Source organism: Synechococcus sp. MIT S1220 (genome assembly GCF_047303025.1).
Classification (GTDB): domain Bacteria; phylum Cyanobacteriota; class Cyanobacteriia; order PCC-6307; family Cyanobiaceae; genus Parasynechococcus.
In genome coordinates this window covers 1,304,017-1,320,318 of the sequence record NZ_CP138939.1, presented here as the reverse complement: position 1 = coordinate 1,320,318, position 16,302 = coordinate 1,304,017, and the positions used below count along the sequence as shown (strand labels likewise).

At 57.2% G+C, this 16,302-nt stretch carries 18 protein-coding genes; 6 read left to right on the top strand and 12 right to left on the bottom strand.

Translation table 11 applies throughout. The features are described 5' to 3' along the window. Positions 1 to 9: 9 nt before the first annotated feature. Both SIB64_RS06520 and SIB64_RS06515 read left to right on the top strand, forming a co-directional pair. Entirely contained in the window at positions 10 to 264 is a 255-nt protein-coding gene (locus SIB64_RS06520; RefSeq protein WP_413442440.1) for a hypothetical protein, read from the top strand. A gap of 97 nt (positions 265 to 361) precedes the next feature. Continuing rightward, complete coding sequence (locus tag SIB64_RS06515; RefSeq protein ID WP_413442439.1) at positions 362 to 568, top strand: hypothetical protein; 207 nt, start codon at positions 362 to 364, stop codon at positions 566 to 568. A gap of 67 nt (positions 569 to 635) precedes the next feature. On the opposite strand, the gene SIB64_RS06510 is transcribed toward SIB64_RS06515, so the two are convergent. The 6 genes from SIB64_RS06510 to SIB64_RS06485 all read right to left on the bottom strand — a co-directional run bounded on the left by SIB64_RS06510 (position 636) and on the right by SIB64_RS06485 (position 7,486). Further along, positions 636 to 2,012 (bottom strand): BCD family MFS transporter, encoded by a 1,377-nt coding sequence (locus SIB64_RS06510; RefSeq protein ID WP_413442438.1) that lies wholly within the window; start codon positions 2,010 to 2,012, stop codon positions 636 to 638. 113 nt (positions 2,013 to 2,125) lie between these two features. Beyond that, on the bottom strand, positions 2,126 to 2,509 hold the full coding sequence (locus SIB64_RS06505; RefSeq protein ID WP_413442437.1) for a Crp/Fnr family transcriptional regulator: 384 nt from the start codon (positions 2,507 to 2,509) through the stop codon (positions 2,126 to 2,128). A gap of 93 nt (positions 2,510 to 2,602) precedes the next feature. Beyond that, positions 2,603 to 3,775, bottom strand: a complete 1,173-nt coding sequence (locus tag SIB64_RS06500) for a transaldolase (RefSeq protein WP_413442436.1) — start codon at positions 3,773 to 3,775, stop codon at positions 2,603 to 2,605. Positions 3,776 to 3,825: 50 nt separating this feature from the next. After that, the gene (locus tag SIB64_RS06495; RefSeq protein WP_413442435.1) at positions 3,826 to 5,634 is read right to left on the bottom strand and encodes a peptidoglycan D,D-transpeptidase FtsI family protein; all 1,809 of its coding nucleotides are present in this window, start codon (positions 5,632 to 5,634) and stop codon (positions 3,826 to 3,828) included. Beyond that, a complete protein-coding gene (locus tag SIB64_RS06490; protein ID WP_413442434.1) occupies positions 5,634 to 6,071 on the bottom strand; it encodes a hypothetical protein in 438 nt (145 codons plus the stop codon). The genes SIB64_RS06495 and SIB64_RS06490 overlap by 1 nt, the downstream gene beginning before the upstream one ends. A 68-nt stretch (positions 6,072 to 6,139) precedes the next feature. Further along, positions 6,140 to 7,486: a CPBP family intramembrane glutamic endopeptidase gene (locus SIB64_RS06485; protein WP_413442433.1), complete on the bottom strand. Its 1,347-nt coding sequence runs from the start codon at positions 7,484 to 7,486 to the stop codon at positions 6,140 to 6,142. A 2-nt stretch (positions 7,487 to 7,488) separates the two neighbouring features. Between SIB64_RS06485 and SIB64_RS06480 the strand changes: the two genes are divergently transcribed. Both SIB64_RS06480 and SIB64_RS06475 read left to right on the top strand, forming a co-directional pair. After that, positions 7,489 to 8,817 (top strand): histidine phosphatase family protein, encoded by a 1,329-nt coding sequence (locus SIB64_RS06480; RefSeq protein ID WP_413442432.1) that lies wholly within the window; start codon positions 7,489 to 7,491, stop codon positions 8,815 to 8,817. A 4-nt stretch (positions 8,818 to 8,821) separates the two neighbouring features. Continuing rightward, a complete protein-coding gene (locus SIB64_RS06475) occupies positions 8,822 to 10,081 on the top strand; it encodes a dihydroorotase (protein ID WP_413442918.1) in 1,260 nt (419 codons plus the stop codon). On the opposite strand, the gene lepB is transcribed toward SIB64_RS06475, so the two are convergent. Then, positions 10,071 to 10,742 carry a signal peptidase I gene (gene lepB / locus SIB64_RS06470; RefSeq protein ID WP_413442431.1) on the bottom strand — a complete coding sequence of 224 codons (672 nt, stop codon included), beginning with the start codon at positions 10,740 to 10,742 and terminating at the stop codon, positions 10,071 to 10,073. The genes SIB64_RS06475 and lepB overlap by 11 nt on opposite strands. Positions 10,743 to 10,811: 69 nt before the next feature. Between lepB and SIB64_RS06465 the strand changes: the two genes are divergently transcribed. Then, on the top strand, positions 10,812 to 12,317 hold the full coding sequence (locus SIB64_RS06465) for a hypothetical protein (protein WP_413442917.1): 1,506 nt from the start codon (positions 10,812 to 10,814) through the stop codon (positions 12,315 to 12,317). Here the strand turns inward: SIB64_RS06465 and SIB64_RS06460 are convergent. The 5 genes from SIB64_RS06460 to SIB64_RS06440 form a co-directional block, all read right to left on the bottom strand. Then, positions 12,280 to 12,642, bottom strand: coding sequence for an arsenate reductase family protein (locus tag SIB64_RS06460; RefSeq protein WP_413442430.1), 363 nt, complete (start codon positions 12,640 to 12,642; stop codon positions 12,280 to 12,282). The two genes, SIB64_RS06465 and SIB64_RS06460, sit on opposite strands and share 38 nt — an antisense overlap. 11 nt (positions 12,643 to 12,653) lie before the next feature. After that, positions 12,654 to 13,013, bottom strand: coding sequence for a 2Fe-2S iron-sulfur cluster-binding protein (locus SIB64_RS06455; RefSeq protein ID WP_413442916.1), 360 nt, complete (start codon positions 13,011 to 13,013; stop codon positions 12,654 to 12,656). An 83-nt stretch (positions 13,014 to 13,096) separates the two neighbouring features. Further along, on the bottom strand, positions 13,097 to 13,606 hold the full coding sequence (locus SIB64_RS06450) for an inorganic diphosphatase (RefSeq protein ID WP_413442429.1): 510 nt from the start codon (positions 13,604 to 13,606) through the stop codon (positions 13,097 to 13,099). Beyond that, on the bottom strand, positions 13,533 to 13,826 hold the full coding sequence (locus SIB64_RS06445) for a hypothetical protein (protein WP_413442428.1): 294 nt from the start codon (positions 13,824 to 13,826) through the stop codon (positions 13,533 to 13,535). Before SIB64_RS06445 ends, SIB64_RS06450 begins: the two co-directional genes overlap by 74 nt. 68 nt (positions 13,827 to 13,894) lie before the next feature. After that, the gene (locus tag SIB64_RS06440; protein WP_413442427.1) at positions 13,895 to 14,362 is read right to left on the bottom strand and encodes a resolvase; all 468 of its coding nucleotides are present in this window, start codon (positions 14,360 to 14,362) and stop codon (positions 13,895 to 13,897) included. A gap of 146 nt (positions 14,363 to 14,508) precedes the next feature. Between SIB64_RS06440 and SIB64_RS06435 the strand changes: the two genes are divergently transcribed. Further along, the gene (locus tag SIB64_RS06435) at positions 14,509 to 16,296 is read left to right on the top strand and encodes a proline--tRNA ligase (protein WP_413442426.1); all 1,788 of its coding nucleotides are present in this window, start codon (positions 14,509 to 14,511) and stop codon (positions 16,294 to 16,296) included. The last annotated feature ends 6 nt before the right edge of the window (positions 16,297 to 16,302 follow it).

Genomic DNA, 16,302 nt, shown 5'->3' with positions numbered 1-16,302 from the left:
AGCGAGACGATGTTTGCTGAGATCATCAAGAAGGCCAATACGATTCAACCCTCAAGCCATGCGCTTGATCGATTCCATACAGCCATGAGAGCTGTGCTTCCTTGGGATCCCAAACAGCCTCGTGAGCCCGAAAGCCTCACCAACCCTCAGCGCGATGCGATTCATCAAAGCCTCTTTGACTACTTCACAAGTGCGCCGAAGCTGGAAACGGTTCCTTTGAGGCTGACGCAACGCCACGAACTCTGCAAAGACCTGCTGGCTTAGGTCTATAGGCACGTCGACCACCCCCAATCACTAGAGATGGTGCTCAAACAATTGCATACCATTCGCACGGCAATCTCACAGGGGTGCAAGGAGGCACTTGGAATTGGACCCTGGAAGTTTACGCGCGATTCGTCTTGAGCATATTCATCAGACCCTCAGACATCGCACCATTCAAAAGACATTGAACCTTTGCAGAATTGAAGAGATTCGTGAACTTTATGGTTTTAAGAGCCGTGACAATTTTGCTGCATTATACAAAAAATATTTTGAAAAAATCCATGAGCTACATTCAACGAATCTTTGATGGAGAAAGCAACGTCAACCATTCCATTTCCGACAAACTTGATAGGTATGCCCTGATCAATCCGCTTTCAATCGATTGCCATCGCGGCAAACCGATCCATGCTGTTTTTGATCCGATCTTTGAAGCGTTCCAGATTCAAGCGATTCATGAAGAGTCCTGCTATTAGGAAACAAAACACCTGAAAGCTGAAAACACCCTGATAGGACGCCAAGACATCGCCTCCATTAATGGACTGAAGCAACGTCAACAAACCGCCACCACTGACGGTGGCAATTCCTTTGGAATAGGCATAACCCACCCCCCAGATTCCAAGCAAAGCAGCAGTCAGACCTGGCTGAACAAAGCTGAACATCAGATTCAGACACGCATGAATACAAACCCCCAGAGACACCCCAAAGGCCCCGATGGATCCCTGAAACAACATCTGATTCAGCGTGGACCCAGAAATCATCATCAGGATGAGGCAAATCGCCGACGCTGCTGCTCCGACTTGCGATGTGCGCAGCATCCCAAAACGGGGGACGAGCTGAAATCCACTGAGCAACAAACCGAACAGAAAACCAAACGCCAACACAGCATTAAGGGATGTCGTCATACAAACGTTCATGCCAAAGACAGCGGCTCCGTAGGGCTCCAGCACGGCATCGTTGAGGAACATGCTGTACGTGAATAAGCACATCACTGCCATGAATCCGCTCGCCTGCGGAATCGATCGCAACAGGCCAAGCATCTGACGCAACGAGATCTTTGCGGTCAGTTCCGCGGCTGGAGTGGTCTCGCGCTCGACCGGCCTGGGGCGCTCCAAACCAATCACGGATGCCACTCCGAGCAAAGCCAGAAGCCACGGTGCTGAAACCATCAGCCGTGCCATTCCATCGATCACTTCCGCGCGACCAGCACCATCCAGACAAGCCGAACCAAACAGCTGACTGACCAGCACCGTGCCGGCCAGAACACCGATCAAACGCATCGCCCACACCACAGCCAACACCCTTGGGCGTTCACGCTCTGTCGTCAGATCGGCAACCAGAGCAGAAAAAGCTGTTCCGCCAGCCGAGACGGCGGTTCCGATCCCGACAAAAACCAGGACCAACAGAGCAATCCACACTGCAGATGAGGAGGAGTCGGCCACCTGCATCGCGCCCGCAAGCTGAAGCACAAGCCAGCCCGCCACACCGAACAGGAGAGCCAGGGTGCAGGAACTTGCCAGGATGTACGGCGTGCGTCGCAGCTGATTCGCTGGGATCTGATCAGATCGATGGCCAAACCAAGCGCGTGTGAAGCCCATCAGCTCCTGCGCACCGATCATCAGGGCAGCAAGGGCTGCAGGGATCTGAATGTCTTGGATGAGAACACGGTTGAGCAGGCCCAGGGTGAGCACCCCCAGCACACCCAGGCTGAGTTGAAACAACCCGAGACGCACACCCAAACGGATCTGTTGCATCAGCCGCGAGCCTGATCTCCGCAAAACAGAGAAATTATCCCGTTAAGTGCAGGAACCGTTGTCAGTCAGTCAGTCAGTCAGTCAGTCAGTCAGTCAGTCAGTCAGTCAGTCAGTCAGTTTGCTGCCGTTTTGATGTCACGCAGCCGCTCATCAACAGACGCCAGCAGCTGAATCGCAAACATCGGTGCTTCCTGCATCGCAAACAGAAATTTCTCGCGATTCATCTCAATCAAGCGGCACTCCTCCGATGCCGTGGCCGTGCCAAGACGTTTGTGGTCTTCCATCACCAGAGCACCTGCCCCGAAAACATGACCGGCAACGATGTCCTCGTGGCTGATCTTGCCGTTGGTTGCGGTCCAGGAAAGCCGAACGGTGCCCTCCAGGATTCCGTACATCGACTCGCCGGTTTCACCGGAACGGAACAACACCTCACCCTCGTGCAGCTCAAGCACTTCTCCTTTGCTGGCCAGGGCTCGCATCGTGTCGAGAATATTCATGGATTGCAGCTGGGGTTGCTCTCAGGGCACCAACCCCAAGAGGGCAGACGATGCATACCGAATCGCCTGCCCATCGCGTTGGCTCAGGCGCGCTCAGGCTTTGGCGAGAGCCAATGCAGCACCAAACCCCTGACGGACATCCTCCTGGGTAATACAGCCATCGTGATCTTGATCCAGCGCATCAAACACCACGTCACTGCCAAGCCATTCGTCACGCGTGATCCGGTCATCACCATTCATGTCGTTGAGCATGAAGATTTCCTGGACGGCATGGCCAAAGGCCGATCCCCCCTCAAGCTCCGCAAGGCGGTGGGCGAGTTGATGTTCAAGCGTTTCAATCGCTTTACTGAACCCCTTGATTCCTTCACCAAGCTTGTCGGTCGCCATGCGGTCCTCTCCCATCATGACTGCGAAGCTGTCGTGATCAACATGGATCTGGGCTTCGCCGCCGGTGGGATTGTTGCTGTCGAGCTTGCGCTGCAGGTCAGCATCACTGTCGCGAAGCTGATCGAGAAGCTTGGGTGAGATTGTGAGCAGATCACATCCGGCCAGCTCGGTGATTTCATCGAGATTGCGGAAGCTGGCACCCATCACTTCGGTGGCATAGCCGAAAGTCTTGAAATAATTAAAGATCCGCGTCACCGAGATCACCCCTGGATCTTCAGGCCCGGGATAGGCATCACGACCTGTTTCGGCCTTGTACCAATCCAGGATTCGCCCGACAAAGGGAGAAATCAGTGTGACGCCGGCTTCGGCACAGGCGACAGCCTGCCCAAATCCGAACAAGAGGGTGAGATTGCAATGAATACCCTCTTTCTCCAAAACCTCTGCCGCCTTAATCCCCTCCCATGTGGAGGCAATCTTGATCAAGACGCGTTCATTGCTGATCCCGGCATCGTTGTAGAGGCGAATCAATTTGCGCCCCTTGGCAATCGTGGCCTCTGTGTCGTAACTCAACCGTGCATCGACTTCTGTCGACACACGACCTGGAACAATCTTTAGAATTTCCTTACCAAAGATCACACTGATTTCATCAAGCGCTTCATGCACAACATCCTCAACTGGTGCTTGATTCCCGATCAACCTTCGCGAAGATCGCAATGCTTCGTCGATCAAATTCTGATAAGCGGGAATCTGTGCAGCCGCCAGAATCAGGGATGGATTGGTCGTGGCATCACGGGGCGTGAACTTCCGAATTGCTTCAAGATCACCAGTGTCAGCAACGACCACGGTCATTTTTGAAAGCTGCTCGAGCAAGCTGGCCATAGCAGTTAATTCGCACCTTCGTCCTTAACGTAGCGACGTTTCTCAAGCCGTCAGCTTTTCGCTGCTTTGTTCAATTCAGCAGGATTGGAAGGTGGAATTTTCTCCACCACCAGCAGGCCATCAATCACCTGTTTGGCTACAGGAACAGCAACGGTTGATCCATAGGCATTTGCACCTTGTGGTTCATCCACAACAATGAGAACGACATATCTTGGTTTCTCCACCGGCAGCACTGCCACAAAGCTGCAAATCTTGGCCCCAGGTAAATAAATACCGTTCAAAGCTTTTTGAGCCGTTCCTGTCTTGCCACCGATGCGATACCCAGGGGTCTTCACCCCCTTGCCGCTGCCCTCGTCAACAACTGACTCCATCCAACTCATCACTGTGCGCGTCACCTCAGGCTTGAGCAACTGCTGGCCACTGGGTGACGCCGCCGGCGCCAGTGCATGGCCGGAGCGGAAACCACGGGTGATGTGAGGACTCACCAAACGGCCACCATTGGCCAGTACGGCATGCAGCTGGGCAAGTTTCAACGGCGTCAGTGAAAAGCCCTGTCCAAAGGCGGTGGTCGCCGGCTCAATCGGTTGGGTGGTGAACTGTTCTTTCGTTTTCAGCTGACCGGCAACAGCGCCTGGCAGGTCGGTGTCCGGCTTCCGGTCGATGCCCAACCGCTTCATCCAGCTCCAGTAGAGGTGATCGTTCAGATGACGCATCGCCTGCACCATCCCAACGTTGCTGGACACCTGAAGCACCGTGGCGAAATCGATCAAGCCGTTGGCCCTCTTATCGTGATTGTTGATTGGCCAGCCACCGATCTGAAGACGTCCAACGTCATGCACACGATCCGCTGGCTGGATCACACCTTCCTGGAGCGCCAGGGCCAGGTTGATCGGCTTGAACGTCGAACCCGGTTCATAGAGATCCTGCACCGACCATTCCCGAAATCGTCCGGGACTGAAGCTCCAGAACCGGTTCGGGTCATAGGTGGGTGTGGAGGCGAGGACAAGCAGTTCGCCATTCGTCACATCCATGACGATGGCAGCGCCCTTCTTCGCTTTCCACTTTTTGACCTGAGCGTCCAGGGCTTTGACGGTGAGCTCCTGAAGACCGGAATCAAGCGTCAGCTGAAGCCGCAGATCATCCCCGAAAAACACCCCTGGAGCGAGGTCATCCGGCAACGGAGTGCCATCCGCGCCCATCCGCAAACTGCGGGGCTGTTCATAGCGCAGAAGTTCACCATCCCGACTCTGTTCCAAGCCGGCCTGCGGGACGCGCTCATCGTTGAGAAAGCCCACCACGTTGGCGAACAGAGAGCCCTGGGGGTAAATCCGCTGCGGGTAGGCCTCAAGATCCAATCCACTGATCCCAAGCGCTCGAATCGAGGCGGCTGTCTCCGGATCGATCCCCTCCTTGAGCTTGATTCCAGACTGACGCCCTGCCAACTGAGCCTTGAGACGATCTGCAGGCACCGCCAGAACCGGAGCCAGCGTCTTTGCCACATCATCGGCAGGCCTGACGTGGCTGAGCTCATCCCCCGGGAAATTGAAATAGCGGGGATGGGCCCACAGACGAAAGCGTTTCTCATCCATCGCCACGAGCCGTCCGTTGCGATCAACGATTGGCCGTCGCTGACCCAGCGGTTGGCTCTTCTGCGTCTGAAGCTGGCGTGCTCGGCTCTCCAGATCGCCGGTCTGAACCAGTTGCAACCAGGCCATTCGGCCGATCAGACCCACCAGTCCCGTGCAGAGGATGAAAAACACCCACCAAAGTCGCTTGGAGGGCACTTTTTCCAGGGGAATCACCCTGGAACGGGTTCGCCGCTGGGGCGGGTTCAACCGGGAAAGGGTCTGCCGGCTCATCAGTAACCCGATCGGATGCGCTGGGTCATCAATTCATCAATCGACGGCAGCAGCGAGATCTCAGCCGGTGGGATGTGGGTCTGCGCAGGCCGCTTGAGATACACAAGATTGGCCACTTTGGTGGGGACCAGATCGGATGGCTGGGTTGTGCGACGCAGCAGATGTTGCTCCATCACGGAGGTTGATTCCGTGAGCCGATGGGCCAAAGATCGGGTGCTCTCCAATCGGTTGAAGGAGACGGTCCAGCGGTGCTGCCAATGCAACGTGAGCCCCGCCAGGACTGCCACCGCCGCCACCACACCGAGCATCGTTCCATCCATCACACGATGCAAACCACCCAGCAGAGGGGAACGCCGGGCGACTCGGCCTGCCGACAACGACCCCTGAATCAGCTCGAAAGCCGTCGATGAAGGGCGGGGTTCCGGTGCGGCGACCACCGTTAATTGGGGCGAATTTGCCAGTGAACCATTCGCACCCCTGCTCGGCAAGGCTCTCGCCAGCAGCTTTAGAGCAGCAGCAGATTGATAAAAGTGATGCCGTTCCAAAGCGCATGCATCAGCACACAGGGCAGAAGCCTGCCGCTGCTGATCCGCAGCATCGCCAGACCCACGCCAAGCACGGTGAGAGGAGCCAGCTCTCCAATGCTGATGTGAGCCAGACCAAACAGCAGGCCACTGAGAACAATCCCCCAAGTCACACCGAAACGCTTCGCCAGCACAGGCAGCAGTGCCCCGCGAAAAATCACCTCTTCAAATAATGGGGCAAGCACCACTGCAGTGAAGGCGAGCAGTGCGAGTGCAATCCCATCCCGACTGTTCAGCACCAGTTCCAGCAGCGGATTGCTCCCTCCGGGATCCCCCACCAGTTGCACCAGAAGCCAACCGGTCAGCATCACAACAGGGGTGACCATCAGCCATCCACCCAGCGCACGCATCAAGGCGCTGAACGGTGGCTGCAGACGCCACTGCAGCCACCCACCTCGTGGACAGCTCTCGACGCGAAGCGCACTGAGTTGCCGCCACAGAATCAGCAGGCTCGGCAGCGCCATCACGCTGTAGTTGATCACCACATCCAAAGCTTCCCGCCGCGGCGAACCGAGCCCCTGGGTGAGGGCCTGCACGATCGGTGCCGCCACCAAAGGCACGCCAGCGGCACTGATCACAACGAAACCGCCGGCCACCAACAACACCATGTCGAGCACGCTGAGAGCAGGGCCCTGGAGCGCAGGCCATGGTTTCTGTTCCCCGCGAAACAGAATCCAGAGTCGGAGTAACAACAGACCAGACCCCGCAAGAACGCTGATCAGCGGCAGGAACACGCTGATCGTTAGGCGCGCCGCCGCCGCGTCCGCGACAGCAGGATCAAGGCAAGCGAGTTGCGATCCGCCCAGTGCTTCGCAGCGCAGACGGTTCAGCAAAGGGTCGTTCCGATTCGCATTGTCCAGCACGGGCACCTCAGCATTGGGCTCAGGTTCAAGCAGCACGAGCAGCAGCTCCTGACGGGAAGTCCTCTGGGCAGAAGGACTGTCCTGCAAGGCTTCCAGCAAGACACCACGCGGGTCGTCGCTCACGAGGATTTGCCGCAGCTGAGTCGGCACAGACGGTTCTGCAAGAAAGGTCAGTTCCTGCTGCTGCAAGGACAAGGTCGGTGCAACCGATGGCCTCGTGAGGCTTGAGATCAGCCCGGACACCCAGATCAGAACCGCCAGGGCGAAGGACACCACGGCCAGCAGGATTTTCCAAAACGGCGGCGGTGATTGGACTGAACTGGGCGGCACCACGTCGACTCGATTCACCCCGATTGTCCCTCGATTCGGCTTGACCCATACGATGACCGCGCCCCGCCGCCGCATCGGTGCCCCTCCGCCTTCTCCTGGTCCGTCACGGCCTAAGCAGTTTCAATCAGGAACGTCGGATCCAGGGTCGAGATGACCTTTCAGGCCTGACTGATGAAGGCCATGAACAGGCGCGACGACTGGGCGCTTCCCTCGCTGAGGTCCCCCTCAGCGCGGTCTACACCTCGCCACTCCAACGGGCAGCCTCCACGACTGCCTCCTTACTGGAGGGTCGCGGCGCCCCAGCCCCGGAACCGATTTTCGATGACGGATTGCTTGAGGTGGATCTGGAACCGTGGAGCGGACTGCGCCTTTCAGAACTCACGGAGCGACACCCTGAGGCCTACGGGGTTTGGAAACGCCAACCTCTGGAACTGCAGTTAAATCACAGCGACGGCAGCACCTACAAACCCCTGGCCGAACTGATGGATCAGGCACGGGGCACCATCGATGCACTGCTCAAACGCCATCCCGTTGACGGTGATGACACCGTGCTGGTGGTCGCGCACAACGCCATCCTCCGTTGCCTGATGCTGGTGCTGCTCAACGAACCAGACAACGGCTTTCGACGGTTGAGGGTGGACAACACGTCCCTATCGATCTTCAACCTGCGACCTGGTGAGGATCGGCCTCAGGTGCAGATCGAATGCCTCAACAACACCACCCACCTCGCGCCTCTCCCCCCCAAAGGAGCGGCTGCACGGCTCATCCTGGTGCGCCACGGAGAAACAGATTGGAATAAGGAGGGGCGATTCCAGGGGCAGATCGACATTCCCCTGAATGATCACGGCCGCAGCCAGGCCTCAGCAGCTCGGGACTTTCTCCAAGACATCCAAATCGATCGGGCTTGGAGCAGCACCATGTCCAGGCCATCGGAAACGGCATCGATCATCCTGGAACGGCATCCATCGGTGACCCTCATAAAAACCGATGGACTGGTGGAAATCGGGCACGGCCTCTGGGAAGGAAAACTCGAATCCGAAATCAATGCCGGTTGGTCGGATTTGCTAGCGCGCTGGAAGCGCGCTCCAGAAACCGTTCAGATGCCTGAAGGTGAAACCATTCAGGATGTCTGGGCTCGGTCGGTTCGCACCTGGCAGGAGATTGCCAGCACGCTGAAACCAGACGAAACGGCGTTGGTCGTTGCCCATGACGCCGTCAACAAGACAATCCTGTGCGACCTGCTTGGGCTGACGCCCGCCGACATCTGGGCTGTGAAACAGGGAAACGGCGGTGTCACCGTTGTCGACATCGCCGGCGATCCAGGCCAGCCTGCGGTGGTGACCTGCCTGAATCTCACGTCCCACTTCGGCAGTGTCATTGACCGGACAGCGGCTGGAGCCCTCTGACCCCATGGATGACCCCGTACTGCTCTCGCCCGTCCGGATCCTGGAGGGTCCTGGACAGGATGAGCGCCAAGGGGCTGTCTTCATCGATAGCGGCGTTCTGGCCGGGTTTGATCACACGGCACACGCCATGGCTGCTCAACGGAATGTTGAGCCGACAGATGCCTCGAGCCAACTCATTGCTCCCTGTCTTGTGGATCCCTACTCCATTCTGGAGCTCCCTTTCAGCGGACACGCCGAGACCCTCAACAGCCTGGTGAACTGCGCCAGCGCCGCTGGTTTTGGCCAACTGGCCCTTCTTCCGCGGGCCACGCCCTGGCGTGATCGCCCTGAGGGGGTCGCCCCCCTTGTCCGCCGAGACCCAGACCAACTGCAGGTCCACCTTTGGGGAGCATTCAGCAGTGGTGGAAGGGGCGTCGACCTGGCGCCCCATGGTGATCTCCTCGAGAACGGCGCGGTCGGTCTTGCTGATGACGACGCCATGATCCCGCAGCCTGTTCTCGAGCGAGGCCTCGTGTTGGGGGAAATGGGCACCGCACCGGTTCTGATCGCGCCCCGGGATGGGGATCTTCAGGGGGAGGGAATGGTGCGGGAAGGGACTGAAACACTGCGTGCCGGTTGGGTTCCAGACCCCCTGAGCAGCGAATCGTTGCCCATGGCGCAACTGATCGCACTGCAGCGCCGCCATCCTGGACGCCGGCTGCAGGTGATGAACATCTCCACGGCGGATGCCGTCGAACAGCTTCGCCGCGCCGATCCCGCTCCGATGGGCAGCGTCTGCTGGTGGCATTTATTGATGGACAACAACGGCATGGGTCCCTGTGACCCCGGTTGGCGCGTGCGGCCATCACTGGGAGATCGGGACGATCGTCAAGCCCTCAGGCAGGCGCTGCGCGACGGCACGATTCAGTCCATCAGCGTTCATGCGGTGCCCCTCGATGAAGAGGACATGCTCTTGCCCACAGATCAGCGGCCGCCTGGTTTGAGCGGGCATCACCTGGTCCTGCCAGCGCTCTGGGATGCCTTGATCCGCGAGGGGGGGTTCCAGATCCGTGAACTCTGGCAGGCGCTGAGCTTTGGACCTTCGGCGATGCTCAACCAGCCGGTGGAAGTTCTGCGGGAAGGCAGCCGCCGATGGTTGTTGTTCGATCCAGACCATCGCTGGACCGTCACGCGCCAAGACATCTCGGCCCCCTCTGCTGCAAACGTTCCCCTGCTTGGAGAGGAACTTCAAGGGCGCGTGATCGCTTGCGGCCTCAATCGTTAAGTCCGCCGATCCTGCTCCATGGCCAGAAGCGCCAAACGGCACGACCGAGAATCTCATCGGTCGGCAGATAGGGGCTGCTGGGCCAGAAACGGCCATCCCAACTGTTGCTCCGATTGTCCCCGAGGGCGAGAACCGAATCCTTCGGCACCGTGCCACTCAAAGTGAGGCATGGACTCATCCCCTGCGGATCAAGTTGGCAGTAATTGGTGACGTAGGGCTCATCCAGCAGGGTGCCGTTCAGGGTGACTTCTCCACGGGGATTGACGGAAACGCGATCACCACCCACTGCAACCACGCGCTTGATGTAAGCATCACACGCTGGATTGGCGACCCCTGGGATCACACCAATGATGGGCAGATTGGCGAACATGCATTGGAAGGCCGAAGGCCGATCGGCTGGGCTGAGGGCAGGGTCAAACGCATAGGGAGAATTAAAAACAACAATCTCTCCTCGTTTCGGCCCCCTCGGCAGATAACTGAGCTTTTCAACAAGCAGTTTGTCCTGGATCTGCAGCCCCGGCAGCATCGAACCTGAGGGGATGTATCTCGCTTCGACGACGAAATGACGAATGCCGAAATACAGCGCGATGGTAAAGAGAACAGGTCCCCAGAAATCCCAGAAGGGGTCAAGTCTTGAGCGTTTCTGTTGGTCGGCAGCCAACGGGCCAATGACGGAAAAAGATGCTTCACCATAGATGCAGATCCATGGGCGCTCTCAGCCTGGAAGCCGATGATCCGCCCCCGCTGGCAAGGGTTGAAGCACCGCAACCGAAACCTGAGCTGGCGGCGCTGGGATCAGTTTGTTGCCCTCGTAGCAGGCCTAAATCTGGTTTGGGTTCTCTTCGATGTCAGCTACGTCCCTCTCCGCAGCTTCTGGCTCCAGCGCAACCTGTACCCCCTGCCATCCCTGCAGCTGGTTATTCCGTTGCATTGGCTGCCTGACATCACCACGGTTTACGACCAGGTGAAGGGAATTGAACCCCATCACGACACAACGACATACCTCACACATTTTCAGAAACTGGACCAAACGATCCAACGCGACGGGATCAACGGCGATGCGGTTCAGCAACAACTCGCGCAGCAGGTGAAGCTGACGCAACAGATGATCGCGACCAATCCCTTCCTCAGTTCGGGGAATGGCGGCGTCCTGGAAAAACTGAAAAACCGCTTGCGCGGGCGCGCTGGACTCGACTCCTCCCTTGACGCTGCCGCGCAGCTGCTCAGCCCAACCCTACTCAAGCGGCATGGATGGTCCACGGAGCGGCAGTTCTGGCTTGAAAAGATCCTCCCACTGGTTGAAGTGAATTACTGGCGCAGCACTGCACAGAACGGTCTTCCCACGGATCTGAGCTGGCGCCTGGATACACCCTTTCAACTCCTGTTTGTCCTCGACATTCTGCTTCGCACCGCCCGACTCAAACGCCGCTATCCAGCGATTCGCTGGCGTGATGCACTGCTACGACGCTGGATTGACCTGCCGTTGCTGCTGCCATTCGCTCGACTGCTGCGCGTGGTGCCAGTCACGGAACGACTATCCACCGCTGGTTTGATTCAGCTGGAATCGCTTCGCGCCGTAATCAGCCGCGGCGTGGTTGCACTTCTGGCCGTTGAGCTGTTTGAAGTCATCACCATCCGTGTTGTGGATGCACTCCAGGATGTGATCCGATCACCCCAGCTGCCGCAAAAAATCAGAGGGTTTTGCACTTACCAAGGCACAGATCAGAACGAATCGAGGGAATTAATCGAACTCCTGCGTCTGTGGTTACCCCTCCTTCTCAGTCAAATCGGGCCCAACATGAGACCGCAGCTGGTGGCACTCAGTACCCACATCCTCCAGCAGGGAATGGACAGCAAAATGATTCCGGCCCCTTTGCGAAGCAACGTCAGTTACCAGAAAGCCGAGTTGCAATTCAGCCGACAGCTCGCTGAAAACCTTGTGGATTCAGCCCTGGACCTGTCCCGCGGTGCGGGCAGCCGCTTAGGGGTGAAAGATCCGGTCCTTGATGGTTTAGGCACGGATACTCTTGATCGATTCTGGGAGGAACTCGCAAGGGCGATGGAGCAGGGCCCTGTGCTTGAACGAAGCCAGGAATTGCTGGCATCACTCCTCGAAGATCTCAAACGATCCAGTTTCCAACAACTTAACCGTGAACACGCTGTGAACGATTTAATCAGCGAATTGGATGGCTTGAACTTCAATCCTCCAGCTGATCAGCCCAGACCTCCGGCTTAAATCCAACCAAAACTTTTCCGGCAGGTGTAACAACAAAAGGGCGTTTGATCAGTTTTCCATCAGCGGCCAGAGCATCAAGAGCCTCATCGTCTTTCATTGCCTTCACTGCAGCCGCTCCAATGGCTCGATAGGAGAGGCCACTGGTATTGAACAGAAGTTTTCTCTCTCCAAGTTGTTGAGCAGCATTGGCAAGCTGCTCACGCGATGGAGGGTGATCGACAATGTCGATCACCAGATGTTCAACATTCTTCTGTTTTAGCCAATTGATTGCCTTACGACAGGTACTGCAGCGGCTGTAGCTGTAAACGAGAAGTTGATCAGCCAACGGACTCAGACTCAGCGGCCGAACAAGGACTTAACAGCTCCAACGAGGCTGTTGGACCCTTTGCCGGCACCGTCATCGGGACGGGTTCGGACAGTCACATCACCGTTGACGGTGGTGCGGCAACTCAACCGATAGTTGGCGGGACGGTCAGCCAGGTAAACCTCCTCAACATCACTGCGTGGTGAAAGATTGTTTAAGCCTTCGACAACTTCAACTACACAAGTACCGCATTGGCCAACACCACCACAGTTGTTGAGGTTGTTGAGGCCCTTGTAGGGGTTGAGGCCTGAATCGAGGGCTGCGCGTCGCAGATTTGCTCCCTCGATGCAACCCACCTGCTGGCCTTCCTGTTCAAATCGGATGGTGGGCACGAGTCGTCCTGGATCTTTGGTGCGCACCAACTTACAAGCATTCCGGCCCTCAACCGCGGGTCCGCCAAAGATCGTGGCTGGGCTCAGCACGCAGCATCGATACAAGACGCCACAAGAGAGGGAACGGCGTCAGCATCACGCCAACCGCTAATGGTCACGGCGCGACCTTCAAGACTTCGGTAAGTTCGAAAAAATTCCGCCACTTCTTCGAGCTGCGTTGATGCAATTTGGCGGATGCTCGTAATGGACGCCTGCAGAGGATCTGCAACGGGGATACAGAGAAGCTTGCCGTCGTAGACACCCTCGTCCTCAAGATCAAGCAATCCGATCGGACGAGCGCGGATTAAACAACCAGCAAACGTTTGCTCAGCCATGATCACCATGGCATCAAGCGGTGATCCGTCCTCCGCTTTGGTATTGGGAATAAAGCCGTAGTCGAAGGGGTATCTAACCGATGAGTGGAGAACCCGATCCAGCCGCATCACACCAGCTTCGGGGCAGTATTCGTACTTGTTACGGCTACCAGCTGGGATCTCGACGAGAAGATTGACCTGCCCCTGTGCTGGAGAGGGAAGCAGGTGGCGCAGATCCATGGCTCTCGAGAGCTGTCGGCATAAAGGAATTCTGTCCAGCTGTCCGGTCAGTGATCACGGCGATCAGAGGGACCGAAACACTGATCAAAGCGATCAGCAGACCAGTCATTGCTGTGAAAGGGCCTCCAAAACTCAGTGGGTCCTCTGCATCCTGTGCCGGGGAATCGTCGTCTTGGCTGGGAATTACGGGGTCAGTGGCCATGCGGGGGGAATGGGACAACCCCTCCCCTCATTTCAATGCAGTGTGAATAGTCGAATCTTGGCACCAATCGGTCCCGCGCGCATCCCTCAGGCTGCTGGACGTTCCTCCCGTTCCCGGCGGGCAGCCACGAGGTCCGAGGGGGCATCTTCCATCGCCTCGAGGTGGGAGCGAATCACCTTGAGCTCATCGAGAATCGCACCAAGCATTTGCTGCGTTGCCGTGGAAGGAGAATTAAGGACCTCAACGGTGACTTCCTTAATCCGAAGAACATCTTTGGCGAAACGGGCAACCTCGTTTGGATGAAAAAGAAGAGGATCTTTTTGATCGCTTCGATATTCAGGATTAAGCTTTCGAGGATTAAAAGGAGGATTTAAATTACGAGGATCTGTGTTTGTGTAGCGATACACAGAAGCACGGGAACGATTCAAAGATTTCTGAACTTCATCAATACCAACCAAAGCCTCAGATTGTGACGATGCTTCAACCGGATCTATCGCAATCTCAAACGTTTGATTGACCTGCTCAACACCAGATTCAACCGACCGAGGAAACATGAGACGGACCTAGGACAATCTGGACTCAATGGACGGTAGCAGTCGAGACTCACGGCGCCCAGTGCTTTTCGAGCGAATCAGACACTTCAATGATCGACCCCCTGACGGACCGGTGATAGCTTTTCGGCTCATTTTTTAAACGAACCATGCGCGTCTCCCGCCTGATGCTGGTGACGCTCCGAGATGTTCCAGCGGATGCTGAAATCGCATCCCATCAACTGCTTCTTCGTGGTGGTTACATCCGACGAGTTGGATCAGGGATCTATGCCTATCTGCCCTTGATGTGGAAGGTGCTGAGACGGATTACAACCATCGTTCGAGACGAGATGGATCGCTCCGGCGGATTGGAAACACTTCTGCCACAGCTGCATCCATCTGAACTGTGGCAACGCAGTGGTCGCTGGCAGGGATACACCGCCGGCGAGGGGATCATGTTTCATCTTGAAGATCGCCAGGGACGGGAACTCGGCCTGGGGCCGACCCATGAAGAGGTGATCACCAGCCTGGCGGGAGAACTGCTGCGTTCCTACAAGCAGCTACCGGTCAACCTTTACCAAATCCAGACCAAATTTCGGGATGAAATCCGCCCACGCTTTGGCCTGATGCGTGGGCGGGAATTCATCATGAAGGATGCCTACTCCTTCCACAGCAGCGAGACGGATTTGCAGAACACTTATGTGGACATGGATCAGGCCTACAGGCGAATCTTCGAGCGCTGCGGTTTAGAAGCTGTCCCCGTCGAGGCAGACAGCGGAGCCATCGGTGGGGCCGCATCGCAGGAATTCATGGTCACGGCAGAGGCTGGCGAAGATCTGATCCTGATCAGTGAAGACGGCACCTATGCGGCAAATCAGGAAAAAGCCGTCTCGCAACCGCACCCCCCCGTTCCCTTGGAGGACGCAGCGGTCGCCGTTGTCGCCACTCCTGGTCAAACGAGCATCGAATCTCTTTGCACAGCTCAGGGGTGGCATCCATCGCAGGTGGTAAAAGTGCTGCTTCTGCTCGCGAGGCTCGACAGCGGCGCGGAGCAACCTGTTCTAGTGAGCCTTCGGGGCGATCAGGAGTTAAACGAGGTCAAGCTGGTCAATGCGGTCAGTCGTCGGCTGGAAACCAGCGTTCTCGACTGCCGGCCGATCAGCGCTGATGATGTGATGCGGCAGGGGCTGAAGAGCATTCCCTTCGGAGCCATCGGCCCCGACCTTGCAGACGATGGACTGAAGCAGGCCATCAGCTGGACCAAGAGTTTTCTCCGCCTGGTCGACCCCACGGCCAGCGCGTTGAAACGCTTCATTTGTGGAGCCAATCGTCCTGATGTTCATCGCAAAGGTTGCAGCTGGAATGATCTCGACCTGCCAGAGCCCCCTCTGACGGCCGATCTGCGCAACGCGAGGGCCGGAGAGCCCTGCCTCCACAACCCTGAGGTGAAACTCACCGAAAAACGCGGCATCGAGGTGGGGCACATCTTCCAGCTCGGACGCAAGTACTCCCAAGCTCTCGACAGCAGCTTCACCAACGAAGCTGGACAACAGGAACCCTTCTGGATGGGCTGTTACGGCATCGGGATTTCACGGCTGGCCCAGGCGGCCGTCGAGCAGCATCATGATGAAGCCGGCATCAGCTGGCCAGCGAGCATTGCTCCATTCGAGGCAATCGTCGTTGTTGCCAACATCCAAGATGCAACGCAAGCCAGCCTCGGGGAAACGTTGTACGAATCCCTGCTCAAACAGGGCATTGATGTTCTCCTGGATGATCGAAAGGAGCGGGCTGGTGTGAAATTCAAGGACGCCGATCTGATCGGAATTCCCTGGCGAATCGTGGTGGGGCGCGACGCCGCTGAAGGCATGGTGGAACTGGTACAGAGATCTGATCGCAGCATGAGGAAGCTCCCCCACGCCGAAGCGCTGGCAGCACTCTCCTGTGCACTGCGCCCTTAAAGTCCA

What these genes read in the sequence shown, in the direction of transcription:
- SIB64_RS06520 (WP_413442440.1), top strand. Translation starts at nt 10, where the DNA reads ATGTTTGCTGAGATCATCAAGAAGGCCAATACGATTCAACCCTCAAGC.
- SIB64_RS06510 (WP_413442438.1), bottom strand. Translation starts at nt 2,012, where the DNA reads ATGCAACAGATCCGTTTGGGTGTGCGTCTCGGGTTGTTTCAACTCAGC.
- SIB64_RS06505 (WP_413442437.1), bottom strand. Translation starts at nt 2,509, where the DNA reads ATGAATATTCTCGACACGATGCGAGCCCTGGCCAGCAAAGGAGAAGTG.
- SIB64_RS06500 (WP_413442436.1), bottom strand. Translation starts at nt 3,775, where the DNA reads ATGGCCAGCTTGCTCGAGCAGCTTTCAAAAATGACCGTGGTCGTTGCT.
- SIB64_RS06495 (WP_413442435.1), bottom strand. Translation starts at nt 5,634, where the DNA reads ATGAGCCGGCAGACCCTTTCCCGGTTGAACCCGCCCCAGCGGCGAACC.
- SIB64_RS06485 (WP_413442433.1), bottom strand. Translation starts at nt 7,486, where the DNA reads ATGCGGCGGCGGGGCGCGGTCATCGTATGGGTCAAGCCGAATCGAGGG.
- SIB64_RS06475 (WP_413442918.1), top strand. Translation starts at nt 8,822, where the DNA reads ATGGATGACCCCGTACTGCTCTCGCCCGTCCGGATCCTGGAGGGTCCT.
- SIB64_RS06465 (WP_413442917.1), top strand. Translation starts at nt 10,812, where the DNA reads ATGATCCGCCCCCGCTGGCAAGGGTTGAAGCACCGCAACCGAAACCTG.
- SIB64_RS06450 (WP_413442429.1), bottom strand. Translation starts at nt 13,606, where the DNA reads ATGGATCTGCGCCACCTGCTTCCCTCTCCAGCACAGGGGCAGGTCAAT.
- SIB64_RS06440 (WP_413442427.1), bottom strand. Translation starts at nt 14,362, where the DNA reads ATGTTTCCTCGGTCGGTTGAATCTGGTGTTGAGCAGGTCAATCAAACG.
- SIB64_RS06435 (WP_413442426.1), top strand. Translation starts at nt 14,509, where the DNA reads ATGCGCGTCTCCCGCCTGATGCTGGTGACGCTCCGAGATGTTCCAGCG.